At 68.2% G+C, this 23,824-nt stretch carries 26 protein-coding genes and 2 pseudogenes; 3 read left to right on the top strand and 25 right to left on the bottom strand.

Annotation, left to right across the window (positions count from 1 at the left end; all coding sequences use genetic code 11):
* Entirely contained in the window at window positions 1–768 is a 768-nt protein-coding gene (gene fhuF / locus P2T65_RS03805; RefSeq protein ID WP_276199222.1) for a siderophore-iron reductase FhuF, read from the bottom strand.
* A 136-nt stretch (window positions 769–904) separates the two neighbouring features.
* Entirely contained in the window at window positions 905–1,129 is a 225-nt protein-coding gene (locus P2T65_RS03800; protein ID WP_245316387.1) for a WGR domain-containing protein, read from the bottom strand.
* 135 nt (window positions 1,130–1,264) lie between these two features.
* On the opposite strand from P2T65_RS03800, the gene P2T65_RS03795 reads away from it, so the two are divergent.
* Window positions 1,265–2,407: a biotin carboxylase gene (locus P2T65_RS03795; protein ID WP_055458911.1), complete on the top strand. Its 1,143-nt coding sequence runs from the start codon at window positions 1,265–1,267 to the stop codon at window positions 2,405–2,407.
* Window positions 2,408–2,446: 39 nt separating this feature from the next.
* Here P2T65_RS03795 and P2T65_RS03790 read toward each other — a convergent pair.
* The 5 genes and pseudogenes from P2T65_RS03790 to P2T65_RS03770 form a co-directional block, all read right to left on the bottom strand.
* Window positions 2,447–3,031: pseudogene (locus P2T65_RS03790) on the bottom strand (biliverdin-producing heme oxygenase); the annotation flags it as partial.
* Window positions 3,032–3,378: 347 nt separating this feature from the next.
* Window positions 3,379–3,864, bottom strand: a complete 486-nt coding sequence (locus P2T65_RS03785) for a DUF1579 domain-containing protein (RefSeq protein WP_055458913.1) — start codon at window positions 3,862–3,864, stop codon at window positions 3,379–3,381.
* Window positions 3,865–3,901: 37 nt separating this feature from the next.
* Window positions 3,902–4,624: a thioredoxin family protein gene (locus tag P2T65_RS03780; protein ID WP_055458914.1), complete on the bottom strand. Its 723-nt coding sequence runs from the start codon at window positions 4,622–4,624 to the stop codon at window positions 3,902–3,904.
* A 154-nt stretch (window positions 4,625–4,778) separates the two neighbouring features.
* Window positions 4,779–5,624: an S-formylglutathione hydrolase gene (gene fghA / locus P2T65_RS03775; RefSeq protein ID WP_276199221.1), complete on the bottom strand. Its 846-nt coding sequence runs from the start codon at window positions 5,622–5,624 to the stop codon at window positions 4,779–4,781.
* A gap of 10 nt (window positions 5,625–5,634) precedes the next feature.
* The gene (locus tag P2T65_RS03770) at window positions 5,635–6,747 is read right to left on the bottom strand and encodes an S-(hydroxymethyl)glutathione dehydrogenase/class III alcohol dehydrogenase (protein WP_276199394.1); all 1,113 of its coding nucleotides are present in this window, start codon (window positions 6,745–6,747) and stop codon (window positions 5,635–5,637) included.
* Between the two features lie 349 nt (window positions 6,748–7,096).
* Here P2T65_RS03770 and P2T65_RS03765 point away from each other — a divergent pair, with 349 nt between their 5' ends.
* The gene (locus P2T65_RS03765) at window positions 7,097–8,029 is read left to right on the top strand and encodes an omptin family outer membrane protease (protein WP_072249464.1); all 933 of its coding nucleotides are present in this window, start codon (window positions 7,097–7,099) and stop codon (window positions 8,027–8,029) included.
* 51 nt (window positions 8,030–8,080) lie between these two features.
* Here the strand turns inward: P2T65_RS03765 and P2T65_RS03760 are convergent, their stop codons facing one another.
* From P2T65_RS03760 to P2T65_RS03740, 5 genes and pseudogenes are all read right to left on the bottom strand, one after another.
* Window positions 8,081–8,527: a hypothetical protein gene (locus P2T65_RS03760; RefSeq protein WP_276199220.1), complete on the bottom strand. Its 447-nt coding sequence runs from the start codon at window positions 8,525–8,527 to the stop codon at window positions 8,081–8,083.
* Between the two features lie 19 nt (window positions 8,528–8,546).
* Window positions 8,547–9,077: a VOC family protein gene (locus P2T65_RS03755; RefSeq protein ID WP_276199393.1), complete on the bottom strand. Its 531-nt coding sequence runs from the start codon at window positions 9,075–9,077 to the stop codon at window positions 8,547–8,549.
* A gap of 9 nt (window positions 9,078–9,086) precedes the next feature.
* A pseudogene (locus P2T65_RS03750) lies at window positions 9,087–9,473 on the bottom strand (VOC family protein); the annotation flags it as partial.
* A 10-nt stretch (window positions 9,474–9,483) separates the two neighbouring features.
* Complete coding sequence (locus P2T65_RS03745; protein ID WP_276199219.1) at window positions 9,484–9,888, bottom strand: VOC family protein; 405 nt, start codon at window positions 9,886–9,888, stop codon at window positions 9,484–9,486.
* Window positions 9,889–10,123: 235 nt separating this feature from the next.
* The gene (locus P2T65_RS03740; RefSeq protein ID WP_186438074.1) at window positions 10,124–10,312 is read right to left on the bottom strand and encodes a hypothetical protein; all 189 of its coding nucleotides are present in this window, start codon (window positions 10,310–10,312) and stop codon (window positions 10,124–10,126) included.
* 235 nt (window positions 10,313–10,547) lie between these two features.
* On the opposite strand from P2T65_RS03740, the gene P2T65_RS03735 reads away from it, so the two are divergent.
* A complete protein-coding gene (locus P2T65_RS03735; RefSeq protein WP_055458920.1) occupies window positions 10,548–10,979 on the top strand; it encodes an OsmC family protein in 432 nt (143 codons plus the stop codon).
* Window positions 10,980–11,003: 24 nt separating this feature from the next.
* On the opposite strand, the gene cobF is transcribed toward P2T65_RS03735, so the two are convergent.
* From cobF to pcaC, 13 genes are all read right to left on the bottom strand, one after another.
* Window positions 11,004–11,759, bottom strand: a complete 756-nt coding sequence (gene cobF / locus P2T65_RS03730) for a precorrin-6A synthase (deacetylating) (protein ID WP_055458921.1) — start codon at window positions 11,757–11,759, stop codon at window positions 11,004–11,006.
* A gap of 126 nt (window positions 11,760–11,885) precedes the next feature.
* Window positions 11,886–13,580 (bottom strand): thiamine pyrophosphate-requiring protein, encoded by a 1,695-nt coding sequence (locus tag P2T65_RS03725; RefSeq protein ID WP_276199218.1) that lies wholly within the window; start codon window positions 13,578–13,580, stop codon window positions 11,886–11,888.
* A gap of 3 nt (window positions 13,581–13,583) precedes the next feature.
* Window positions 13,584–14,942: a TRAP transporter large permease gene (locus P2T65_RS03720; protein ID WP_055458923.1), complete on the bottom strand. Its 1,359-nt coding sequence runs from the start codon at window positions 14,940–14,942 to the stop codon at window positions 13,584–13,586.
* A gap of 4 nt (window positions 14,943–14,946) precedes the next feature.
* A complete protein-coding gene (locus P2T65_RS03715) occupies window positions 14,947–15,453 on the bottom strand; it encodes a TRAP transporter small permease (RefSeq protein ID WP_071924750.1) in 507 nt (168 codons plus the stop codon).
* The gene (locus P2T65_RS03710) at window positions 15,453–16,493 is read right to left on the bottom strand and encodes a TRAP transporter substrate-binding protein (RefSeq protein WP_071924749.1); all 1,041 of its coding nucleotides are present in this window, start codon (window positions 16,491–16,493) and stop codon (window positions 15,453–15,455) included. Before P2T65_RS03710 ends, P2T65_RS03715 begins: the two co-directional genes overlap by 1 nt.
* Before the next feature lie 104 nt (window positions 16,494–16,597).
* Window positions 16,598–18,043 carry an aldehyde dehydrogenase gene (locus P2T65_RS03705; protein ID WP_276199217.1) on the bottom strand — a complete coding sequence of 482 codons (1,446 nt, stop codon included), beginning with the start codon at window positions 18,041–18,043 and terminating at the stop codon, window positions 16,598–16,600.
* 48 nt (window positions 18,044–18,091) lie between these two features.
* Entirely contained in the window at window positions 18,092–19,162 is a 1,071-nt protein-coding gene (locus P2T65_RS03700) for a 3-carboxy-cis,cis-muconate cycloisomerase (protein ID WP_071924748.1), read from the bottom strand.
* Window positions 19,163–19,166: 4 nt separating this feature from the next.
* Complete coding sequence (pcaF, locus tag P2T65_RS03695; RefSeq protein WP_071924747.1) at window positions 19,167–20,369, bottom strand: 3-oxoadipyl-CoA thiolase; 1,203 nt, start codon at window positions 20,367–20,369, stop codon at window positions 19,167–19,169.
* Entirely contained in the window at window positions 20,369–21,148 is a 780-nt protein-coding gene (locus P2T65_RS03690) for a CoA-transferase subunit beta (protein ID WP_063188635.1), read from the bottom strand. Before P2T65_RS03690 ends, pcaF begins: the two co-directional genes overlap by 1 nt.
* On the bottom strand, window positions 21,145–22,002 hold the full coding sequence (locus P2T65_RS03685; RefSeq protein WP_276199216.1) for a CoA-transferase: 858 nt from the start codon (window positions 22,000–22,002) through the stop codon (window positions 21,145–21,147). Before P2T65_RS03685 ends, P2T65_RS03690 begins: the two co-directional genes overlap by 4 nt.
* A gap of 12 nt (window positions 22,003–22,014) precedes the next feature.
* Window positions 22,015–22,623: a protocatechuate 3,4-dioxygenase subunit alpha gene (gene pcaG, locus P2T65_RS03680; RefSeq protein ID WP_055458931.1), complete on the bottom strand. Its 609-nt coding sequence runs from the start codon at window positions 22,621–22,623 to the stop codon at window positions 22,015–22,017.
* Entirely contained in the window at window positions 22,623–23,375 is a 753-nt protein-coding gene (pcaH, locus tag P2T65_RS03675; RefSeq protein ID WP_055458932.1) for a protocatechuate 3,4-dioxygenase subunit beta, read from the bottom strand. The genes pcaG and pcaH overlap by 1 nt, the downstream gene beginning before the upstream one ends.
* Entirely contained in the window at window positions 23,356–23,775 is a 420-nt protein-coding gene (gene pcaC, locus P2T65_RS03670) for a 4-carboxymuconolactone decarboxylase (RefSeq protein WP_055458933.1), read from the bottom strand. The genes pcaH and pcaC overlap by 20 nt, the downstream gene beginning before the upstream one ends.
* Window positions 23,776–23,824: the final 49 nt, after the last annotated feature.

Below are 23,824 nucleotides of genomic sequence, written 5' to 3'. Positions count from 1 at the left end.
CTAGTGCTCCGTCCCGGCCTGCCGCACGGCCGGCAGCGGGCACAGGCCGCCGCAGCCGGGAACGCCGGGCAGCTTGTAGCGCAGGCAGCAGACCTTGCGACGGCGCGCCTCGATACCGTCCTCGACAATCGGCCTGATCGCCCCGTGCATGGGATTGGGCGCGCCGCACGGCAGTACGGCCGCCTCGACGAGACGGAGCGCCGCTGCTGCGCGCTCGCCCGGCACGCGCGGATGGGTGGCGGCGGCGCGCACCACCCAGTCGAAATAGCTCGCTGCATTGTTCCAGAAGAGTCGCGGTGCGAGCCCGCTGACCGCGACCAGCGCCGCGACTGTCGGCTCCAGGTGGTCCGTGATCAGCGCCTCCAGCACGGCGATCGCGTCGCAAGGGCCGAGGGTCTCGTCCGGCGCGATGCGCGCGGCCCGGCTTTCCCCCTCCGCCGAAAAGGTGAAGGAGACCTCGGACAATGCCGCCGCGGGCATCCGGTCCGAGAGCATCGCCAAGGCGGCGATTGGCAGGATAGCGCCGGAGAGATGGTAGAGGCTCCAGAAGGAGACGGCCGCGGCGCGCAGCCCCGGGTCGAAGCGGGCGGCATAGCGGTCGAGCCGCGGTCCGAGGCGGTCCGGCGCGATAAGCTCGGCCGCCGGCAGGAAGTCCCGTTCGTCGTCCGGCCGCGCGACGCGCTCGCGCAGGAGGACGAGGTCGCCGTCGAGAACGCCGTGCCAGTCGTGCGGGGCAGGATGCGCGAGGACGGCCTGCGCTGTGCTCATCCGTCACCCTTTCAGCGGCAGGAAGACCGAGGAGCCGCCCGGATAGCGTCCCGAAGGCGCAGGATCAAGCCGGCGAGGACAATCACCGGTTTTATGATCCCGTCGCAAGGGGACATCCGGCGGGTCTTCAGGCGCATCAGGCCGGCACATAGCCCTTCAGCGCCTTGCGCTGCGCAAGACGCCGGGCGGCGGCATAGGCATCGGCACGGCTGCCGCAGATGTCGAGCCGGAAGACCCCACGGCGACCGATACGCCCGTAGTTGCGGACGAGCGACCATTCGCCGAGGAGGTTTCGCTCGATGGACAAAGCATAGAAACGCGCCATGTTGCGGCGGGGATCGATGCGATGGAGAACGATCATCACGGCTCCCGGACGGGTTCTTGCGACCCTTTCCGAGGAAACACGCGTGGAATCCGGCGTCCAACGAGAGTTATGAATCGATCCGGTCCGAGCGATTCACGCCATTGATGAGGTCCTGCCGGAGGTTCCTGCCCGATGATCGATCAAGCCGCCCTCGCCGGAGCGCCGGTCGCCATTCTCTACCAGGCGCTGCCGCCGCCGGTGATCGGTGGCCTGCGCAAGGTCGCCAAGCCGGGCGGCTATTCCGACAGCGGCGCCGATATCGGCTTCGCCCTCGCAGGGGTCGGGGTGCCGGTCGTGACCCCGGTCCGCAATCCCGATCCGGCGCGGAACCTCGACTGGGTCTTTCCCGACACGCCGCAGGGTATCGCCGAAGCGACCGGCAGCGGCGCGGCCGTGCTGTGGGCCAATACCGTTCTGTTCGAGGGCCATCCGCTGGAGCTCGTCTTGGGCGAACGCTTCGTCGTCGGCCATCGCCCCGACGCCGTACAGCGCGCCGACGACAAGTTCCTCACCAACCTGCGGCTGCGCGAGGCCGGCCTGCCGGTCGCGCGATCAATGCTCGCCGCGCACGAAGCCCGCGACGGCATCGCGGCCGTCGCGGAGATCGACGCGGCCCTTCTCGCCAGGGCCGGCCTCGCGCTGCCGCTCGTCATCAAGCCGGTGCGCGGGCGTGGCAGCCAGGGCGTGACGGTGGTGCGCAGCCTCGCCGCGCTGCACGCCGCCGCCCGCGACCTCCTCGCCGCGGCGACCTTCGGCGACATCGTCATGATCGAGGAATTCCTGCCGGGCGAGGAGCTGACCGTCGCCGTCCTTCCCGCCGGCCTGCCCGGCCCCGACGGCCGCCTTGCGCAGGAGGCCTGGTGCCCGCCGCCGGTACGCCGGTTCGACCACCACGACGACGTGGCGCCCTACAATGGCCTCGTCGCCGTCACCCGCAACAGCGTCGCGCTAACGGCGCACGAGGCCGCGGAGCCCGCCGTTGCGGCCGTCATGGCCGCCTGTGCGGCCGCGGCCGCGGTGGTCGAGGCGCGCACCATCATCCGCATCGACTGCCGGGCGGGAGCCGACGGCCGCTACCGGCTCTTCGACCTCAACATGAAGCCGAACCTCACCGGCGCCGGCAGGCCCGGGCGCGAGGACCAGGACAGCCTGTGCACCATCGCGGCGCAGGCGGCCGGCTGGACCTATGCCGACCTTCTCGGCGCGATGCTCGCCGGTGCCTGGCGCGAGAGGGACGGCCTCGTCGAGCGTCTTGGAGTTACGGGCGGCTGCTGAGCCGTCTGGCGCGAGGCCCGTTCGGCCGAAATGCACCTCGACGAGGCCGTGCACGCGCTTGAAGGCGGCTTCCGCCCCTGCGATCACGCGGCCTTCCTCGGCTTCCGTCAGCGCGATGCCGTCGAGCGCGGCCGTGAAGGTGCGCCAGTGCAGGCCGCGGCCGTCGGGATGGCCGGCGAGATGGCGCGCGCCGAACGTCTCCGACAGGCCGATCCCCGCCGCCGCCTTGAGGAGGAAGGCGGCACCGAGGTTGGAGCCTTCGGCGACATAGAGCCAGCCGAGCGCCGTCGGCAGGTCTGCGCTCGCGCCGAAGGCCGGCGCCGCCGCGATCTCTGGCACTGTCCCGCCGAGATCGATGATGTCCTGCTCGATCTGTGCCAGGCGTCGCCGGCCGGCGAGATCGGGCAGAAGGGCATCGAGCGCCGGGTTCGAATAGAGCGCGTCGATGTCGCGGTGGAAGGCATGTTGCACCGCAAGGAAGCGACCGTAATTGACGCGGTCGGCAAAGGGCGCACCGGCCATGATGCGCTTGTCCAGTGCCTCGTGCGTCGCGAGCGTGCAGGCCTTGAGACGTTTCGCCCGTCCGCTCATCGCCATGACCTCCGCGGCCGGCCGTTCCATCATGTTCACGGTCAAATCCCCGTTGCTGTCCACATCCATCAGGATGTCCGCCTTGCCGCCGATGGCGGACATGTCGTCGGCAAACGGCATCGCGTTATGTTTGCGCCTTTTACGTGAATATCCGAATATTCGTGATCCAGACAGATGGAAAATAGCTGTTATCGGCAGTTTATAATTTTTCAAACTATGCATAGGAGCGCTTTTCGATCGTCGTGGCGCCCTTCTCATGAATAATCTCGTGAGGATATACAAAATTGCACTGGGCATCATCACGGTCGCGCTGGCCATAAGGAAAAGGCGCCCCGCATGGCGGGGCGCCTCGAAGGACGCGGTCGGCGGGGCGTGCAGGCTCAGACCCTGCGACGGTAATGGGCGGTCATCATGTCGCTCCACGACCCATCGGGCTTCTGCACCCGACCCGTGAACCTGCGATTGTCCCTGTCGATGATCGTCACGATGTCCTGATAGCGCGCCGTCTCGCCCGGCCGCTCGAAGTCAGGACCGGTGCAGTCGAGGGTCAGCACCTTGCCGGTCTCGTCGAGCGTGCCCTCATAGACCCACAGGTGGGTCATCATCGAGCCGATCCACGTGCCGACGTAGCGCTTCTTATGCGGATCATAGCCGAGCGTCAGCAGCGTCGTCACGGGGCCGCAGCCGGGCATGTCGCCACGGCCTTCGCTGACGAACCAGATGCCGTCGAGCGCGCGCACGGTCTCCGTCCATTCCGCCGTCTCCTCCTGGCCGGGCGTGGGGACCTCATTCCGCACGGCCCACTCGCCGACGAGCTGTTCGAGCCAGCGGTGCTCCTGCGTCGGTTCTGCTTTCTGCATGGTCATCTCCGGGCTTTCGTGGTGGTTGGGGCAACGGGAGACTTCAGGCGCAGCAGGCGCGACCCGCGGCCTCGTATTCGTCGTGACGGCGCACCCAGTCCATGGTCGTGTGCTCGTTGCGACCGAGCGGCGCCCGATCGAGGATCATGAGGGTGCCGATGAGTTCCTCGCCGCCGCGGGCATAGCTGGAATAGGTGTGGAACACCTCGCCCTTCTCGTCCCTGTAGAAGGCGCTGAGTCCCGGCAGTTCATCATGGGCCTGCGCGCGTGGGATCATCTCGTAATTGTAGTAGACGCTGCCCTTGGCCAGAGCCTCCGGCGTGAAGGAGACGTGGAAGTCGTAGTTGAAGTCGCTGCCATGCGACGACACCCACGGGAAGCGCCAGCCCATTCTGCGCTTGTAGGCCTCGATCCGATCAAGCGGCGCACGCGAGACAGCAAGCAGGGTCACGTCGTGGTTCTCGAGATGCGGCAGCGCGCCATCGAGATGGTCGGCGAGGAAAGAACAACCGGTGCAGCCCGCCTCCCAGTCCGGCCCGAGCATGAAATGATAGACGACGAGCTGGCTGCGGCCGGCGAACAGCTCCGCCAGCGTCTTGCGTCCGTGAGGCGTGTCGAAGACATAGGGCTTGTCGACCCGCACCCACGGCAGCGCGAGACGGGCGGCGTTCACCTTGTCGCGCAGATGCGTGAATTCCTTCTCCTTGGCGAGGAGCGCGCGGCGTGCCTCGAGCCACTCCTCCCGCGAGACAACCGGGTGCTGCATGATATCCTCCGCTGGTGTGCGGCGAACCGATCACCGCTTGGCTGGCCCCCCGGTCAGGTAGGTTGATATCAACATTATAGAGTGGAGTCAAAGCGGGAAGCATATGGTTCCCCTGCTTGCCATTCGCCGTCACGGCGTGGCGCGCACGTCTGGCTCAGCCGAGCCGCGCGGCGTGCCAGCGCAGGTGGTCCTCGATGAAGGTGGCGATGAAGAAATAGGAGTGGTCGTAGCCCTCCTGGCGGCGCAGGGTCAGCGCGATACCGGCCTTGCGGCAGGCCTCTTCCAGCAGCTCCGGCTTCAGCTCGCGCGTGAGGAAGGTGTCGGCCGTGCCCTGATCGACGAGGATCTCCGGCAGCCGTGCCCCGTCCTCGATCAGCGCACAGGCGTCATAGCTGCGCCATGACACGCGATCCGGTCCGAGATAGCCCGCGAGCGCCTTCTCGCCCCACGGACAGTTCATGGGCGAGACGATGGGCGCAAAGGCCGACACGGCCCGGAAGCGCTCCGGCGCGCGCAGGGCGATGGTAAGCGCCCCGTGCCCGCCCATGGAATGGCCGGTGATGCCCTGCCGGTCCATGTCCGCCGGCAGTTCCCGCGCGACGAGCGCGGGCAGTTCCACCTCGACATAGCTCTTCATCCGGTAATGGCGCGCCCATGGCGTCTCGGTCGCATCGACATAGAAGCCGGCCCCGAGGCCGAAGTCGTAGGCGCCTTCGGGATCGTCCGGCACGCCCTGCCCGCGCGGGCTTGTGTCCGGCGCGACCAGCATGAGACCGAGTTCGGCGGCGATGCGCTGGGCGCCGGCCTTCACCGTGAAGTTCTCCTCCGTGCAGGTGAGGCCGGAGAGGAACCACACGATGGGCACCTTGCACCCACCCTCGGCCTGCGGCGGCACGAAGGCGGCAAAGCGCATCGCGGTGCCGGTCTCGCGCGAGGCATGCCGGCAAACGAGCTGGGTGCCGCCGAAGGCGCGGGCACGGCTGAGGATCTCGAAGCACATCGGCGCCTCGTCAGTAGATGACGACGGAGCGGATCGACTTGCCCTCGTGCATCAGGTCGAAGGCCGTGTTGATCTCGTCGAGCGGCATGGTGTGGGTGATGAGGTCGTCGATGTTGATCTTGCCCTCCATGTACCAGTCTACGATCGTCGGCACATCCGTGCGCCCGCGCGCGCCGCCGAAGGCCGTGCCCTTCCAGACGCGGCCGGTGACGAGCTGGAAGGGGCGCGTCGCGATCTCCTTTCCAGCCTCGGCGACGCCGATGATGATCGACTCGCCCCAGCCGCGATGGCAGCACTCCAACGCCTGGCGCATCACGTCGACATTGCCGGTGGCATCGAAGGAGAAGTCCGCCCCGCCGTCGGTAAGGTCGACGATCGCCTGCACCACCTTGTCGGTACCGATCTCCTTCGGGTTGATGAAGTCGGTCATGCCGAACTTGCGCGCCATCGCCGCCTTGGAGGGGTTGATGTCGACGCCGATGATCCTGTCGGCCCCCACCATGCGCGCGCCCTGGATGACATTGAGGCCGATGCCGCCGAGGCCGAAGACGACGACATTGGCCCCCGGCCACACCTTGGCGGTGTAGATGACAGCGCCGATACCGGTGGTGACGCCGCAGCCGATGTAGCAGATCTTGTCGAAGGGCGCGTCTTCGCGCACCTTGGCGAGCGCGATCTCCGGCAGCACCGTGAAATTCGCGAAGGTCGAACAGCCCATGTAGTGGAAAACGGTCTCGTCGTCGCAGCGGAAGCGGCTGGTGCCGTCCGGCATCACGCCCTGGCCCTGCGTGGCGCGGATCGCCGTGCACAGGTTCGTGCGCCGCGAGAGGCAGGATTTGCAGTTGCGGCACTCGGGCGTGTAGAGCGGGATGACATGGTCGCCGGGCTTGAGCGCCGTGACGCCGGCACCGACCTCGCGCACGATGCCCGCCCCCTCGTGACCGAGAACGGCCGGGAACTTGCCCTCGGAATCGAGCCCCGACAGCGTATAGGCGTCCGTGTGGCAGACCCCCGTCGCCATCACCTCGACCAGCACCTCGCCCGCCTTCGGCCCCTCGAGCCTGACCGTCTCGATGGTGAGCGGCTTGCCGGCCTCCCAGGCTACTGCGGCGCGCGTCTCGATCATGCCCTGTCCTCCAGTCTCGCCAAGCCGGCAGCCGGAACTGCCGGGAGATTCTCAGACACTATGCACGATGATGGCGAGTCGGGGACAGCAGGAGCGATCTCGGACGCGGATTTCACCTGCGAAGGCATGGCAGGCCGTCGGCCGAGCGCTCGCGACCGGCGGCGCCAACAGGCTGACAATTAACGCGGCATGCCCGAATCAGCCATAAGGAGGCCCTTCGGGCTTGGCCGCAATTTCCGATCATGCGGCGTCTGCCTGAATGGACTGGGGATATCGGGGGCAGACGTTGAATCATTCGAGAGCGAACCGGAGCGCTGCCGTTGCCGGAACGGTGGCCTTTTGCGTATTGCTGGCGCCGTCTACGGGGCTGGCGGCCGATGTCGCGACGCGAGCGGCGCCTGTAGCCGCTGGCGGGCCCGGCAGCGGTATTTCGGCGGAAGTCTTCGGGGGTTACCTGACGGGGACGGCCGGCGAGTACGTCTATAACGTGCCGGGCGATGGCGGGAAGATCAGCCAGCTCAATTGGCAGATCGACAATGCGGCAATCGTCGGCGCACGCATCGCCTTTCAGCCGCGGGACTGGCTCACCTTGCGCGCGAGCGGCTGGTCGGCCGTCGCGTCGGACAACGCCATGGACGATTTCGACTGGTTGGCCGGCTACCAGGGCTTCGACAGCTGGACGCACTGGTCCCATTCATCGCGCACCAGCCTCGCGCTCGCCTACCAGCTCGACCTCGGCGGTGCGGTGAGGATCCATGCGGAGGGGCCGCTGGAGATCAATGCCCTCGCCGGCTACCGCTTCATGACCTTCAAGATGAACGACCGCGGCGGTCACTACATCTATTCGGAAAACGGCTTCCGCAACCAGGCCGGCGTCTTTCCCGACGGACTGGGCATTGCCTACCAGCAGTGGTGGCATACGCCTTACATCGGCCTCGGCGGCAGCTACACCAGCGGGCCCGTCAAGATCATCGCCGAGTTCATCACCAGCCCGCTCGTCATGGGCCGCGACAAGGACCATCACAACATGCGCGACATCGTCTTCAAGGAGACGTTCAGTCCGAGCTGGATGGTCGGCGCGACGCTCGGCATCGAATATGCGGTCACAGATATGCTCGCCCTGACCGGACGCGCCGAATACCAGAACTATTTCGAGGCCAAGGGCAGTACCCTCATGATCGACGGCGACGATGGCGTCGTCACGAAGATCCCGAAGCCAGGCGCCGGCGCCGGCATGGACACCTTAATTCTCTCGGTAGGCCTGAAAGCGTCCCTCTGACGGAAGCCTCCGCTACACCACAGGGCCGGCCCGGATGGAGCCGGCCTTGACTTATCGGTGTGCGATCCAGCCGCGCTTCCTCGCCTGCGCGGCGAACCATGGGAGGAAGACGCCGATGGCGAAGATGAACAGGGGAAACGGAACGGCCACGAAGCCGAGGAGGCCGATCGCGTCCATGACGAGGAAGGTGTAGCCGAACTGCAGGACGATGGCGGCGAGTGACACGGCGAAAGCCGGCATCGCCCACCCCTTGCGCAGGACGAGCCCGAGCGCGCCGGCAAGCCCGCTGAGGATGGCAAGGCCATAGACGGCAAAGAGCCACTGCGGTCGCGCGGCATAGAGCTGGCGCTGCGCCTCGCGCATCCCGGCAACGGTGGCCTCATCGGTCATCAGGTCGACGGTCCAGGCCATGGCGCCGAAGAGCATCCACAGGAGGGCGAGGCCGGAGACGAGCCAATACCAGGACGGTGGCCGGCCGGTCGCAGAGATCGGAACCATCTCTTTTTCCTTTCCTCTGTCAGGACGAGGCCCGGCCCGCGTGGGCGGCTTCGAGCGCCGCGATGTCGAACTTCTTCATTTTCAAGAGGGCGTCCATCACCCTCTCGGCGCCTTCCCGGTCCGGGCCGGAGAGCAGTTTGGGCAACACGGCCGGCACAATCTGCCAGGAAAGGCCGAAGCGGTCCTTCAGCCAGCCGCACTGCTGTGCCGTCGCGTCACCGCCTGCGCCGAGCCCCTCCCAGTAATGGTCGACCTCGTACTGGCTGTCGCAGAGCACCTGGAAGGAGAAGGCCTCGTTGAAGGCGAAGCCGTGCGGCATGCTGCTGTCCATCGCGCTGAAACTCTGGCCGGCCAGCGCGAAGCGCGCGTATTTCACGTTGCCCTCGCGGTCGTTCTCATCCGGCCCGTAGCGGTGCAGGTCCGCGATCGCGGCGGCGGGAAAGAGGCTTGTATAGGTGCGCATCGCCTCCTCGGCCTTCCCGGCTACATCCCCCGTGAACAGGAGCGACGGCGTGATCTCGATATTGGCGCGCGGCGCGCGGTCGAGCATGATCTGCCACGACAGGCCGTAGCGGTCGCTCAGCCAGCCATACCTGTCGCTCCAGTCGTAGCGGTCGAGCGGCATCAGCACGTTGCCACCCTCGACGAGCCGATGCCACAACCTGTCCACGTCGGCTTCCGAGCCGCAGTGGACAAAGAGCGACGCGGCCGGCGTGAATCTGAAATGCGGGCCGCCGTTGAGCGCGAGGAAGCTGCGCCCGGAGAGGCTGAACTCCACGGTCATCACGGAGCCCTCCGGCCGACCGTGTACTTACTGGCCGGCCTTGCCGTAGCGTGTGACCGTGCCCGTGGCGGAACCAGGCAGGAGCGACGTATAGAAGGCTGCCGCCTCCTCGCCTTCATGATCGAACCACAGGCAGGGAATGATCGGTGGATGGTTGGTCATGTCCTTCTCCTCACGCGGGCATCGCCGACGGGTCCATCCAGAACAGCTCCCAGATGTGTCCGTCGGGGTCCTCGAAGCTGCGCTCGAACATGAAGCCGTGGTCGCCCGGCTCGCGCGCTTCTTTGCCGCCGGCCGCGAGCACCTTGTCCATCATGGCGTTGACGGCCTCCTTGCTGTCGAGCTGCAGCGCCAGCAGCACCTCGGTCGTGCGGCTCACATCCGCGATGTCCTTCCTGGTGAAGCGGCGCAGGCTGCCCGGCGTGTGCAGCATGGCGAAGATGGTGTCGGAGATGACGAGCGCGGCCGCCTCGTCGTTCGTGAAGCGCTGATCGAAGGAATAGCCGAGGGCCTCGAAGAAGCGCATCGAGCGCTTCAGCTCCGAGACCGCCATATTGACGAAGATCGCCTTGGCCATGGGTGGCTCCGATAACGTTTGAAGGGAATTCACGAAACGGCTCAGGTCTGCTGGCCGGGAGGGGGGCGCGGGCTGGCGCACGCCGATGCGGTTTCCTTCCGTATCACAGAGGGCGACGCACTCGCCTATCCCGAGAATGTTCATCGGCTCGCAGGACACCTTGGCGACCGCATATACTCCACGGTGATACGGATATTGCGCCGGCCATTGCGGATTGCGCCCGTGGAAGCTGCCGTTAATCACGCCCGACTTGACTGGCGCGCATGTCCTCCTCCGTCTCGGTCGTCGTTGCGAGGACCTCATAGCCCGTTTCCGGATCGAGCATCGCGGTGTGCCAGTTGAAGGCGGAGCGACAGAAGGCCGCCATGTGCCCACGGTCGTCATAGGGCACTTCAAAAGCGACGACGGTACACGTTCGACGCAAGATTTGCCTCCGGAAGAGAGAGTTGTCCGCGGACCGCGCCGCTGTTCCGACGCCCGGTCTTCTCGCCATCTGCCGGCCGATATGATCGAGCAATCCAATATAAAGGTTGATATCAACGTTTTATGGGATTGTCAATGCACCGGCGACCACGAGCGCTTCGTCAGACAATTGTCCGAAATACGCGCCTAACATGAGGCTTGGGCCATCCGGCTCGGATCCAGCACAGGAGCGAGGCATGAAGATCAATCGTACGGGATCGGCTGTCTGGTCGGGAGGCCTCAAGGACGGCCGCGGCGCCCTCTCCACGCAGAGCGGCGCCCTGAAGGATTACCCCTACGGCTTCTCGAGCCGCTTCGAGGGCGTGGCGGGCTCGAATCCGGAGGAACTCATCGGCGCGGCCCATGCGGGCTGCTTCACGATGGCGCTGTCCCTCATCCTGGGCGAGGCGGGCCTCACGGCCGAGCGCATGGAGACGACGGCGAAGGTCACGCTGGAGCAGGCAGACGGCGGCTTCTCCATTCCGGCCGTGCACCTGACGCTGAGAGCCCGCATCCCGGGCGCGGACGACGCGAAGTTCCAGGAACTCGCCGCCAAGGCCAAGGCCAACTGCCCGGTCTCCAAGCTGTTGAAGGCCGAGATCACCCTGGACGCAACCCTCGAGGGCTGATCTGGGATCAGGAGGCTAGGCCCCTCACCTCTCCTGCTTCTTCAGGAGGTAGGTGTCCATGATCCACCCCTTCCTCGCCCGCGCCGCCTGCTTGGTGCGGGCGATCTCCTCACCGACGTCGGCGAGACGGCCGGCGATGACGATCTCGTCCGGCGTGCCGAGATAGGCACCCCACCAGATGTGCGTGTCGGGATCGTGCCCGGCAAAAGCGGTGCCGCCGTCGAGCATCACGACGGTCGTGCCCTCCCCGGCGAAATCCTCGCCGAGGCGTCGGCCCGTCGTGATGATCACCGGCTTGCCGATGTCGTTGAGGACCACGCGATGGCTCGCAGCGAGGGCCTGGATGCTGGTGATGCCGGGGATCACCTCGACGGCGAGCCTCAACGCCCCGCGCGCTTCGACCCGCTCGAGGATGCGCAGGGTGCTGTCGTAGAGCGACGGGTCCCCCCAGACGAGGAAGGCGCCGGTGCGGGCCTCGTTGAGCTCATCACGGATGAGCGCCTCGTAGATCCCGGCGATGGCCTCGTGCCAGTCCTCGACACCGCTGCGGTAGCCGCCCGAAGCATCGCGCTGCGGTACGGCAAAGGAAACGCGGTGCACGCCCGCCCGCTCGATGAAGCGGTCGCAGATCCCGCGCCGCAAAGCCGCGAGCTCCTCCTTCTCCGCACCCTTCTCGGGAATGAAGACCACGTCCGCCCGATTGAGCGCCTTGATGGCCTCAACGGTCATGTGCTCCGGGTTGCCGGCGCCGATGCCGATGACGAGGATGTTGCGCTGCATGAATGGCTTTCGTCGCCGATGAAGGGGGTTGAACGGGTCGAGGATGCGGGCACTGCAACCGACGGTGTGGTGCCGTTCCGCATCAGCGTTCCTTTCCGGGACAGATACCGGAAAGGAGGAGCCCCCTCAATCCGGCAGCACCCTTATGTCGAGGAGCGCCTGGCGCCGTTCTTCGCGCACCACGGTGAGCGCCGCGGCAATGGCCGCGGGCACCTCTGCCGGGTCGGTGACGCGCCGGCTCCAGGCACGGCTCGCGGCGGCGGTCTGGGTGAAGTCGGGCGACGGCTTCAGCGCCGTCAGCGGCATCTCGTTTGCCCGGGCCGCATGGCCGCCCGGATAGAGCCCGGCGACGGAGGCGCGCACGGCGCCCCATTCCTCGTTGTTGAGCACGATCACCAGCACCGGCAGGGCGAGCGCCTCCGCGATCTGGTGGCAGACCGTCGGGTTGGCGAACATGTAGGAGCCGTCGCCCATGGTCGCGACGCAGATCCGGTCGGGCTCCGCCAGCTGGGCGCCGAGGGCGCAGGGAAAGCTCCAGCCGAGCCCGCCGGAATGCGGCTCCTGGAACCACGAGCGATATTCGCTCCGCTTGAGGGTGCCGAGCTGGGTGCCGAGCTCGGAGAAGACGCTCGCCTCCAGCCCGTCGAGCGCCTCGCCGAGGCACAGGCTGACATAGGCCTTGGTGATGCCGCGGCGCACGTCCGCCGCCTTCTCGCGCGCCGCCCGGCGCGTCGCCTCGGAACCCTCGGCGAGCCGGGCCCGCCTTGCGGCGATGGCCGCCTCGTCGCGGGGGAGGCCGGCCATCGCATCGATGAGCGCCGGCACCGTCACGGCACTCTCGCCGGCGACGGCGACATCGCAGCGAAAGTTGCGCACCGGGAAGCGGCTGAAGAGCGGATCCGGCCCCATGTGGATGACCCGCGCGTCGGGGCGTAGCGCGTGCCTGTCCGGCCACCACGGGGCGAGGCAGTCGAGCACGAGGACGACATCGGCCTCCGCGAGCCACGGGCCGGGATCGGCGCCGACGTGGCAGGGATGCTCCGTGGAGATGGAAAGATGCGTCGCCCACCAGGAGCAGACGGCGATGCCCCATGCCTCGACCCAGCGGCCGAAGGCGGTAAAGCTCGCCGCATCGCCCGCCCCGCGCTGGGCGATGACGAGCGGCCGCTCGGCCCCAGCGAGGAGGCGCGCCGCTTCGGCGAGGGCCGCGGCATCGGGCGCGACGGCGACGGGGCTCAGGCTCGGCGGGCCCTCCAGCCCCGCGCGCGGCGTCGCCTCGCACAGGGTCTCGCGCGGCAGCGACAGATAGACGGGACCCTTCGGCGTCGAATTGGCGATGGCCCAGGCCCGGTCGAGGAGGCCGCCCACCTGCTCCGGGAACTTGAGCTCGTAGTCCCACTTGCAGGCCTCGCGCACAAGGGCCGTCTGGTCACGCATCTCCTGCCCCCAGGCGATGGGCACCGTGCGGGCGCCGAAGCGCTTCTCCTCCGTCACTGGCGTGCGGCCGGACATCAGCAGAATGGGCACATGCTCGCAGGCCGCGTTGATGGCGCCGGTCGCGCCGTTCGACAGGCCGACATTGGTGTGCAGCATCACGGCCTGGCTGCGCCCGCTCATGAGGTAATAGCCGTGCGCCATGCCCATGGCCGCGTGCTCGTGCGGGATGACGAGCGCGCGCGGCAGCGCGATCTCCTTGGCCGCTGCCTCGGCGAGCCCCTCGATCACCGGCGGAAAATCGGTGCCGGAATTGGCGAAGACATAGTCGACGCCGAGCGCCTTGAGGCGCGTAAAGATGGCGCCGCCGGCGGTCATCGTGTCCATGGCCTAGCCTCCCAGCACTTTCGGCAGCCAGAGCGTGATCATGGGGAAGGCGACGAGCAGGGCGACGCGCACCAGCTCCGCCGCGAAGAAGGGCATGACGCCCTTGAAAGTCTCGCTCATCGGCGTGTCCTTCGCCATCGAGGAGATGACGAAGACGTTCATGCCCACCGGCGGCGTGATGAGCCCGAGTTCGACGACGATGAGGGCGAGGATACCGAACCAGATCTTGAGATCCTCGGTGCTCAGGCCGAAGCCGGCCGCGTCGGCCGTCTGGTAGAGGCCACCGTTCACCTCGACGAGGACCGGCCAGAAGAAGGGGATGACGAGCAGGATCATCGACAGGCTGTCCATCAGACAGCCGAGGACGACGAGCGCAAGGAGGAGCAGCAGCAGGATGGTCATCGGCGCGAGGCCCGAGTGGGCCATCCATTCCGCCGTCGCCTGCGGCACGCCGGCCCGCGACATGAAGATCTTGAGCATCTCCGCGCCGAGCAGGATGAGATAGATCATGCCCGTGGTGCCGGCCGTCTCCAGGAGCGAGCCCGTCACGCCCGCCCGGTCGAGCTTGCCGCGGAAGAAGCCGAAGACGGCAACGAGGAAGACGCCCACGGCAGCCGCCGGGGTGGGATTGTAGAGCCCGGCATAGATGCCCCCAATAACGAGGCCGAAGATGACGAGGACCGGCACGATACCCTTCGTCGCCGCGAGGAACTCGGCCCGGTCTCCGGCGCTGCCGCGGGGACCGGCATCGGGCCGCAGAAGGACGTAGATCGCGATCGTCACGATGAAGAAGACGACGGCAATGAGGCCCGGCACCAAGGCGGCCATGAACATCGTGACGATGTTGGCCTCGACGATGACCGCATAGATGACGAGGACGACGGAGGGCGGAATGAGAATGCCGAGCACGCCGCCCGCGGCGAGCGTGCCGGTGGCAAGCGCCCCGGAATAGCGGTAGCGGGCCAGCTCCGGCAGCGCGACGCGCCCCATGGTCGAGGCGGTGGCGAGCGAGGAGCCGCAGACGGAGCCGAAGCCGGCGCAGGCCGCGATCGCCGCCATGGCCGTGCCGCCGCGCAGCCAGCCGAGCCATGCGTTCGCCGCCCGGAAGAGGTCCTGGCTGAGGCCCGCTCGCGTCGCGAGCGCGCCCATCAGCACGAACATGGGCACGACCGAGAGATCGTAGACGGAGAACTGGCCGTAGGCGAGCGTCTTCAGCTGGCTCATGAAGATCGCCGGGCCGTTGAGCAGCGTCACGCCCACGCCACCGACGAGGATCATGGCATAGGCGATGGGCATCCGGATCGCGATCAGGAAGACGAGGACGCCGAGGCCGGCGAGGCCGATGAGGAGCGGTTGCGTCATGCGGTCAGGCCCTGGCGTCACGAACGTTCGCGACGAACGTCATGACGGCGGCGATGGCGAGCAGTAACAACGAGACGAGGAAGACCGCATAGGCCATCCAGTGCGGCAGCTGCAGGATCGCGGTGGTGTAGCTGTAGGCCTTCTGGTCCAGCATGCCTACATACATGCGCGTCAGCAGCAGCAGGCTGAAGCCGAGCGCGACAAGCGAGGCGAGCGCCGAGAGCGCCGCCACCCAGCGCGGCGGCAGGCCGGCGGTGAAGATGTCGGCCGTCACGTTACAGTGGTTGAGCTGGCAATAGGGCAGGAACATCGAGGCTGCGACCGCGACCCCCATCTCCGTGATCTCGAAATCGCCCGGAAATGGACGCCAGAGGGCCCCGCCGGCGACCGACAGCACGTTGACCATGACGACGAGGGCAATGAGGGCGCCGCCAGCAAGCGCCCAGACGGTGATGAGGGTGCGGAGAGGGCCGGACCGGACGGCCCCCTCCTCCTTGATCTGCATGGACATCAGTGGCCGCCGTGCTTGGCGATGAGCTCCCGCGCCTTCTTGACGAGCGCCTCGCCGTCGATGCCCTGCCCCTTCACCTCGCCGATCCAGCGGTAAACCACCGGCTCGAGCGCGGCCTGGAAGGCGCTGGTCTCCTCGGGCGTCAGCGTGATGTGCTCGTTGCCGGCGGCGACGGCCACCTTGATGCCGCGCTCGTCGATCTGGCGCCACGTATCGCCGGCCTTGGCGAGCCAGGCCTCGTCCGAGGCGTCGCGGAAGGCCTTCTGGATCTCCGGCGGCAAGGCGTCCCAGCGCGCCTTGTTCATCGACACCTGGAAGATGCTGGTGCCGAAGCGCGTCTTGTCATGGCCCTCGATCTGGTACTTGGTCTGGTCCTGGATCTTCAGCGCCGGGATGATCTCCCACGGGATGAAGGCGCCGTCCACGACTCCCTTCTGCAACGCCTGCGGCAGCTCCGGCACCGGCATCGCCGCGGGGGCGGCGCCGAGCGCCTCGATGACCCAGGCGCCGGTGCGCGTCGGGATGCGCATCTTGAGGCCCTTGAGGTCCGATGGCTGGCGCACCAGCTTGTCGCGCGTCTGGATGGCCTGGCCCGCATGGGCATGCAGGAACATCACCTCGACGCCCTTGTACTCCTCCTTGAGGTTGCTCTCGAACATCTCGCGCATGGCAAGGTTCGCCGCCTTCGGATCATTGACGAAAACGAAGGGCAGCTCGAACACCTCGGTGCGCGGGAAGAGACCCGGCGTGTAGCCGTTCAACGTCCAGACGAGGTCGACGACCCCGTCGCGCGCCTGCTGGATGAGCTCGGGCGGGCGCCCGCCCAGCGTCATGTTGGGGAAGATCTCGATCTTCACCCGCCCGCCGGAGTTCTGCTCCACCTGCCGCGCCCACGGCTCCAGCATGTCCGTCTGCGCCGGCGCCTGCTGGCCGAGGAAATGATGCAGCTTGAAGGTGAATTCCTGCGCGGCCGCGCCCGTCGCCGCAAGGCCGGCGAGTGCAAGGCCGAGGACTGCCTGACCGATCCAGTTCCGTTTCATCGTTCTCCTCCCTGAGTTGGTCGCCTACCCTCGTGGGAAACCGGGTGGAGCGGCCCGTTGTTGTTGTTCTCGCCGCCCCGGTTCTCGTAAAAGCTCTCCCACATTCAAAACGGATAGTGCTGGCCGGGATCTTCGATGGTCACCCAGCGCAGGTCCGTGAATTCCGCGATCGCCGCATGGCCGCCGAAGCGGCCGTAGCCGCTCGCCTTGACGCCGCCGAAGGGCATCTGCGGCTCGTCCGCCACCGTCGGCCCGTTGATGTGGCAGATGCCGGACTGGATGCGCTCGGCCACCTTGAGCGCGCGGCGGATGTCGCGGCTGAAGACGGCCGAGGACAGGCCGTATTCCGTGTCGTTCGCCACCCGCACGGCCTCCTCCTCGCCGTCGACCCGAATGACCGGCTTGACGGGACCGAAGGATTCCTCCCCGTAGACGCGCATCTCGCGCGTCACGTTGTCCAGCACGGTCGCCGCCACGATGGTGCCGTCGCGTGTGCCGCCAGCGACCACCTTGGCGCCCTTGGCGACGGCGTCTGCAATGAGCGCATCCATCTTCTCCGCCGCCTCGCGGCTGACGAGCGAGCCGATGACCACCTGCCCGCGCGGATCGCCCGCCGGCAGCGCCGCGGCCCGGGCTGCGAACTTCTCGACGAAGACATCCGCGATGCTCTTGTCGACGATGATGCGCTCGGTTGACATGCAGATCTGGCCCTGGTGCATGAAGGCGCCGAAGATCGCCGCGTTGACCGCGGCGTCGATGTCAGCATCGTCCAAGACGACCAGCGGCGCCTTGCCGCCCAGCTCAAGCAGGACGGGCTTCAGCTCCTCCGCCGCGAGCCGGGCGATGACCTTGCCGATCCTGGTCGAGCCGGTGAAGTTGACGTGCCGCACCGCCGGATGGGCGATGAGCGCCGCCACCACCTCGGCCGCGTCATCCGGCGCATTGGTGACGACATTGACAGCGCCCCTGGGGAAGCCGGCATCGGCGAAGACCTCGCCGATGAGCCGGTGCGTCGCCGGGCACATCTCGGAGGCCTTGAGGACCACCGTATTGCCGCAGGCGAGCGCCATGGCGACGGCGCGCGTGCCGAGGATGACCGGCGCATTCCACGGCGCGATGCCGAGGCAGACGCCGCGCGGCTGGCGCACCGCCATGGCGAGCGTGCCGGGTTTGTTGGCGGGGATCACCTCGCCGGCAACCTGCGTCGTCATCGCTGCCGCCTCGCGCAGCATGCCGGCGGCAAGATGCACGTTGAAGCCGGACCAGCCGGCTGTCGCACCCGTCTCCTCCATCATGACGCGCATGAAGTCCGCGGCCCGCGCCTCCATCGCGTCGGCCGCCTTGCCGAGCAGCGCCCGCCGCGCGGCGGGGCCCGTCTGCGACCAGCTGGGAAAGGCGCGCGCGGCAGCGGCGACGGCAGCGACGGCATCCTCCTTGCGGGCGGCGGGCGCGCGCGTCGCCACCGCGCCGGTGACAGGATCACGGCGCTCGAAGGTCGCCCCGCCCGTCGCCCCGCGGGCCTCGCCGTCGATCAGCAAAGAAATGTCCATCGCAAATCCTCGTTCCTTCCTTCCCACCGGCCGCCATGCGCGACCGGGCTAGCCGTCTTCTTGCGCCCCGATGGAGCGGATCTGCCCGATGAGCCGCCCGGCCGTCCCGAGCGCAGCGCCCGTTGCCGCCAGCATCTGCGGCAGCACGAGCCATTCGAGCGTCCAGGCGGCGCCGGAGCGCTCCTGCTCGTGCACCATCGCGCCTGCGAGGGCCCCCGCGAGCGCGGCGTTGTAGCGGGCGAGCGCGACGAGAACCTCGGCGCCGACCGGGTTTTCCTTGTGTGGTATGGCGGACGAGCCGCCGCCGCCCGCGAGGCGGATGTCGCCGAGGGCATTCTGCGCCATGAGCGCGATGTCCTGCCCCATCTTGCCGAGGCTGCCGGTGACGAGGGCGAGCCAGCCGCCGAACTCGACGATGCCGTCGCGCGCGGTGTGCCAGGGGCGCTGCGGCGCGGCGAGATCGAGCAGCCCGGCAAGGCGCCGGGCCACCTCTGGCCCCTTCTCACCCAGCTTGTCGAGGGTGCCGACGGCGCCCCCGAACTGCAGGACGAACAGCCGCGGCGCCAGTTCTGCGAGCCGGGCGCGGTGGCGCGCGAGCGGTTGCCGCCATGCGGCGATGCGGTCGCCCGCCGTGATCGGCACGGCGTCCTGCATGCGCGTGCGGCCCATCAGGGCGTTGCCGCCGAAATCCCGCTCCAGCCCGGCGAGCGCGGTGTCGATCTCCGCCAGCCGTGCGTCGAACCGGGCGGCCAGCTCCTTCAGGCGCAGCACAAGGGCGGTGTCGACGACATCCTGGCTGGTGGCGCCGAAATGCAGATGCGCCCTGTGCGGCTCCGCGAGGCCGGCGCGCAGCTGGCGCACGAGATCCGGCACGACGACGCCGTCACGCGCCGCCCCGAGGTTGAGCGCTGCCACGTCGGCCCGGAAGGCGCCACACAGATCTTCGATCGCCGCCGCGGCGGCTGCGGGAATGACGCGCTCCTCCGCCTCGGCCCGCGCCAGCGCCGCCTCGAAGCGCAGCATCGCCGCAAGTTCTGCCTCCAGCCCCACGAGCCCCCTCGTCTCCTCATCGCCGAGGAGGCCGGAGAGAAACGGATGGTCGAAAGGCGAAGCGCTCATGCCGTCACACACCCTCGAGCGCGATGGCAATGCCCTGGCCGACGCCGATGCACATGGTGGCGAGGGCGTGACGGGCTTTGCGGGCGGCAAGCTCCAGCGCCGCCGTGCCGGTGATGCGTGCCCCCGACATGCCGAGCGGATGACCAAGGGCGATGGCGCCACCGTTCGGATTGACGTGCGGCGCATCGTCGGGAATGCCGAGCCCGCGCAGTACCGCAAGCCCCTGCGAGGCGAAGGCCTCGTTGATCTCGACGACCTCGAAGTTTTCCGGCGCCATGCCGAGCCTGAGGCACAGCTTGCGCGTCGCCGGCACCGGGCCGTAGCCCATGATGCGCGGCGCGACCCCGGCCGCGGCGCCGCCAAGAATGCGCGCGATCGGCGTAAGCCCGTGCCGTTTCGCCCCCGTCTCGGAGGCGATGACGAGCGCGGCCGCGCCGTCGTTGACGCCGGAGGCGTTGCCCGCCGTTACCGTACCGCCCTGGCGGAAAGGGGTTGGCAAGCGGGCGAGCGCCTCGAGCGTCGTCTCGCGCGGATGTTCGTCGCGTTCGACAACGACATCCGGCCCCTTCCGCTGCGGGATGGCGACCGGCACGATCTCGCGGGCAAGGCGGCCGGAGGCGATGGCGGCGGCGGCGCGCTGCTGCGAACGCAGGGCGAAGGCGTCCTGGTCGGCGCGCGAGACGCCGAACTCGGCCGCCACGTTCTCACCCGTCTCGGGCATGGAATCGACGCCGTACTGCGCCTTCATCAGCGGATTGACGAAACGCCAGCCGATGGTCGTGTCGTGGATTTCCGCATGGCGCGAATAGGCGCTTTCCGCCTTCGGCATGACGAAGGGGGCGCGGCTCATGCTCTCGATGCCACCGGCGATCATGATCTCGGCCTCGCCCGCGCGGATGGCGCGCGCGGCGGCGAGCACCGCGTCCATGCCCGAGCCGCACAGGCGGTTGATGGTGGTGCCCGGTACGCTCTCCGGCAGGCCCGCCAGCAGCAGCGCCATGCGCGCGACGTTGCGGTTGTCCTCGCCCGCCTGGTTGGCGCAGCCGAAGACGACATCGTCGATCGCGGCCGCATCGAGCGCGGCGTTGCGGGCGAGGAGCGCCCGCAGTGGCACGGCGGCGAGATCGTCCGCGCGCACGCCGGCCAGCGCCCCGCCGAAGCGGCCGATGGGCGTGCGCACGTAGTCGCAGATGAAGGCTTCCGCCATCAGGCCACCTCCTGCCCGCCATGCGCGGCAGCCGTGCGGGCCCTCAGGGCGCGCAGGGTGTCGAGCTCCAGCGCCGTCGGGGCCGGCGTCTCGACAAGGCCCGGCGCAAAGCGCACCGGCCAGCCGCAGGTCTCCTGCACCGCCTCGCGCGTCACGCCCGGATGAAGCGCGGTGACGGTGAATTCCTTCGTCTCCGGATCCGGCTTCCAGATCGCAAGGTCGGTGATGAGCAGCGTCGGGCCCTTGGTCCTGAGGCCGAGCCGCTCGCGCGCATGGCCGCCCTCGCCATGGCCGAAGGAGGTGAAGAAGTCGATCTTGTCCACGAGCCCGCGCTTCGACTGCTTCATGGTGATGAAGATTTCGCCGCAGGAGGAGGCGATCTCGGGTGCGCCGCCGCCGCCGGGCAGGCGCACCTTTGGCCTGTGGTAATCGCCGATCACCGTGGTGTTGATGTTGCCGAAGCGGTCGAGCTGCGCGGCGCCGAGGAAGCCGACGCTGATGCGCCCGCCCTGCAGCCAGTAGCGGAACATCTCGGGCACGGACACGGTGGTCACCGCCGTCTCGCACAGCTCCCCGTCGCCGATGGACAAAGGCAGCACGTCCGGCGCCGTGCCGATCGTGCCGCTCTCGTAGATGAGGGTGATGTCCGGCGCATGGGTGAGCCGCGCCACGTTGCAAGCTGCGGAGGGGGCGCCGATGCCCACGAAGCACACGTCGTCGTTCTTCAGCGCCCGCGCCGCGGCGATGGTCATCATCTCGTCGGAGGTAAAGCCCGTCATCGTGCGGCCCTCAGCGCTGCGACGCGGCCAGCGAAGACGTCTGCGTCCTTGTCGAGGACGTTCTGCTTCATCCACGCCATGAAAGCCTCGCGGTCGGCGGCGATCGCATCCCATTCGAGATAGCTGCGGTTGTCGCGGGCGTAGTAGCCGTGGGCGTAAGAAGGATGGGCGCCGCCTGGCACGACGGCGATGGCCTTCACCGTCCAGTGCGGCAGCACGCAGGCGTTGGGGTGGACGCCCGCGAAATCCTCCACCACCTCCTCCACGGTCACGACGGCGCGCCTTGCCGCGAGCACCGCCTCCTTCTGGATGCCGATGATGCCCTCGACCAGCACGTCGCCGCGGCGGTTCGCCTTCTGGGCGTGGATGAAGGTCACGTCCGGGCGGATGGACGGCACCGCCGCCAGTTCCTCGCCCGTGAACGGGCAGATGATGGAACGGATGTTGGGATTGACCTTGGCGAGGCTCGCCCCCTTGTAGCCGCGGAAGACGGCGCACGGCAGGCCCGCCGCGCCCGCCTCGTAGGCATTGGCCATGGCGGCGTGGGAATGTTCCTCGATCTCGACCGGATGCGGCCAGCCGTTCTCCACCGCGTCGCGCAGTCGCCGCAGCAGGCCGACGCCCGGATTGCCGGCATAGGAGAAGATGAGCTTCTTCGCGAGGCCCATGCCGATCATCTGGTCGTAGACGATGTCGGGCGTCATGCGCACGAGCGTCAGGTCGCGCCGGCCCTGGCGGATGGCCTCGTGCGCCGCGGCGTGGGGGATGAGATGCGTGAAGCCCTCGAAGGCGGCGGTGTCGCCGTCGAAGAGATTGCCGCTGACAGCCTCGGCGAGGCTCATGAAAGTCGCCATCAGGCTTTGCCCTCACACGTCGAAGAAAACGGTCTCGCCGTCACCCTGCAGGTGAATGTCGAAGTGGACGGTGTCCCCCTCCCGCCGGCCGATCAGCGTCGGCACGCGGGCGGGCACGACGCGGCGCAGCACGGGATCGTCCCGGTTCGCCGCCTCCTCGTCGGAGAAATACATGCGCGTATGGAGGCCGATGTTGATGCCGCGCGCGACGATCCAGAAGCTGACGTGCGGCGCCATCGTCGTGCCGTTCGGCCCGGGGACGCGGCCGGGCTTGACGGTCTCGAAGACGAAAGCGCCCTCCTCGTCCGCGGCGCAGCGCCCCCAGCCGGCAAAGTTCGGGTCGGCACGGCCGCGATGCTCGGCCGGGCTGTTGTAGAGCCCGGCGGCATCGGCCTGCCAGATCTCGACGATGCAGTCGTTCACCGGCCGCCCCGCCCCGTCGAGCACGCGGCCGCGGATGGTGATGCGCTCGCCGCGGACCCCGTCGGCCACCATGCGGGCGCCGAGGTCCTCCGGCGTGACGCCGGTGATGCCGCAGACATTCGGCGTCAGGCCGATGTGCACATAGGGGCCCGCGGTCTGCGACGGCGTTTCCCTCAGGCGATCGAGATGCTGGACCATCAGTTCCCCTCCGGCCGGTTCTCGAAGAAGGTGGAGCGGCGCCCGCGCAGCACGATGTCGAACTTGTAGGCGCGGCAGTCCATCGGCACCGCATTGGCCATGTCGAGCGCCGCGACAAGCTGCGCGACGGCCGCCGGGTCGGCGATCGTGCGCACGATCGGGCACTGCGGGATCATCGGGTCGCCCTCGAAATACATCTGCGTGATGAGCCGCTGGGCGAAGCCGGAGCCGAAGACCGAGAAATGGATGTGAGCCGGGCGCCAGTCGTTGACGCCGTTCGGCCAGGGATAGGCACCGGGCCGGATGGTGCGGAACCAGTAGCGCCCTTCGCTGTCGGTCAGCGAGCGGCCGAAGCCGCCGAAATTGGGGTCGAGCGGAGCGAGATAGCCTTCCCGCTTGTGGCGATAGCGGCCGCCGGCATTGGCCTGCCAGTATTCCACCAACACGTCCGGCACCGGGCGGCCGTTCTCGTCGAGCACGCGGCCGTGCACGATGATACGCTCGCCGATGGCGGCTTCGCCCGGCTTGGCGAAATTGCGAATGAGGTCGTTGTCGAGCGCGCCGATGATGTTGTGGCCGAAGGCCGGCCCGGTCTTCTCGGACAGGGTGCTCTCAAAGGAGACGAGCGCCTCGCGCGGCGCGCGCAGGATGGTGGACTTGTAGCCTGGCGCATAGGCCGGCGGATGCCGGCCACGGTCGCGCGCCATGAAGGGCGCGGCCTCGGACGCCAGATTAGAGAGCCGCTTGTCCATCCTCCTCCTCCCCTTTCATGCCGACGAGCGCCTCGCGCGCCACCTTGATCGCCTGGTTGGCGGCCGGCACGCCGGCATAGATGGCAACATGCAGCAGGGCTTCGCGAATGTCGTCCATTGTCGCTCCGGTGCGGGCGGTGGCGCGCACGTGCATGGCCATCTCCTCGTAATGGCCGAGGGCGGCCAGAAGGGCGATAGTGACCATGGAGCGCTCGCGCTTCGTCCACGTCTCGCGCGACCACACGTGGCCCCAGGCGGCTTCGGTAATGAGGGACTGGAACGGACCGTCGAAACCGTTCGCGTTGGCGAGCGCCCGCTCGACATGCGCCTCGCCCAGAACGGTGCGCCGCGTGGCCAGGCCCTGACGATAGCGCTCGGACGGTTCGTCCCCGGTCGGCATCGAGCCCTCCTCCCTTGTCCGGCTTTTCGCACCACGCTCTCACGACAGG

The organism is Chelatococcus sp. XZ-Ab1 (assembly GCF_029309855.1).
Classification (GTDB): Bacteria; Pseudomonadota; Alphaproteobacteria; order Rhizobiales; family Beijerinckiaceae; genus Chelatococcus_A; species Chelatococcus_A sambhunathii.
The sequence above is the reverse complement of the archived record's forward strand: the minus strand, read 5'-3'. Positions and strand labels throughout refer to the sequence as shown.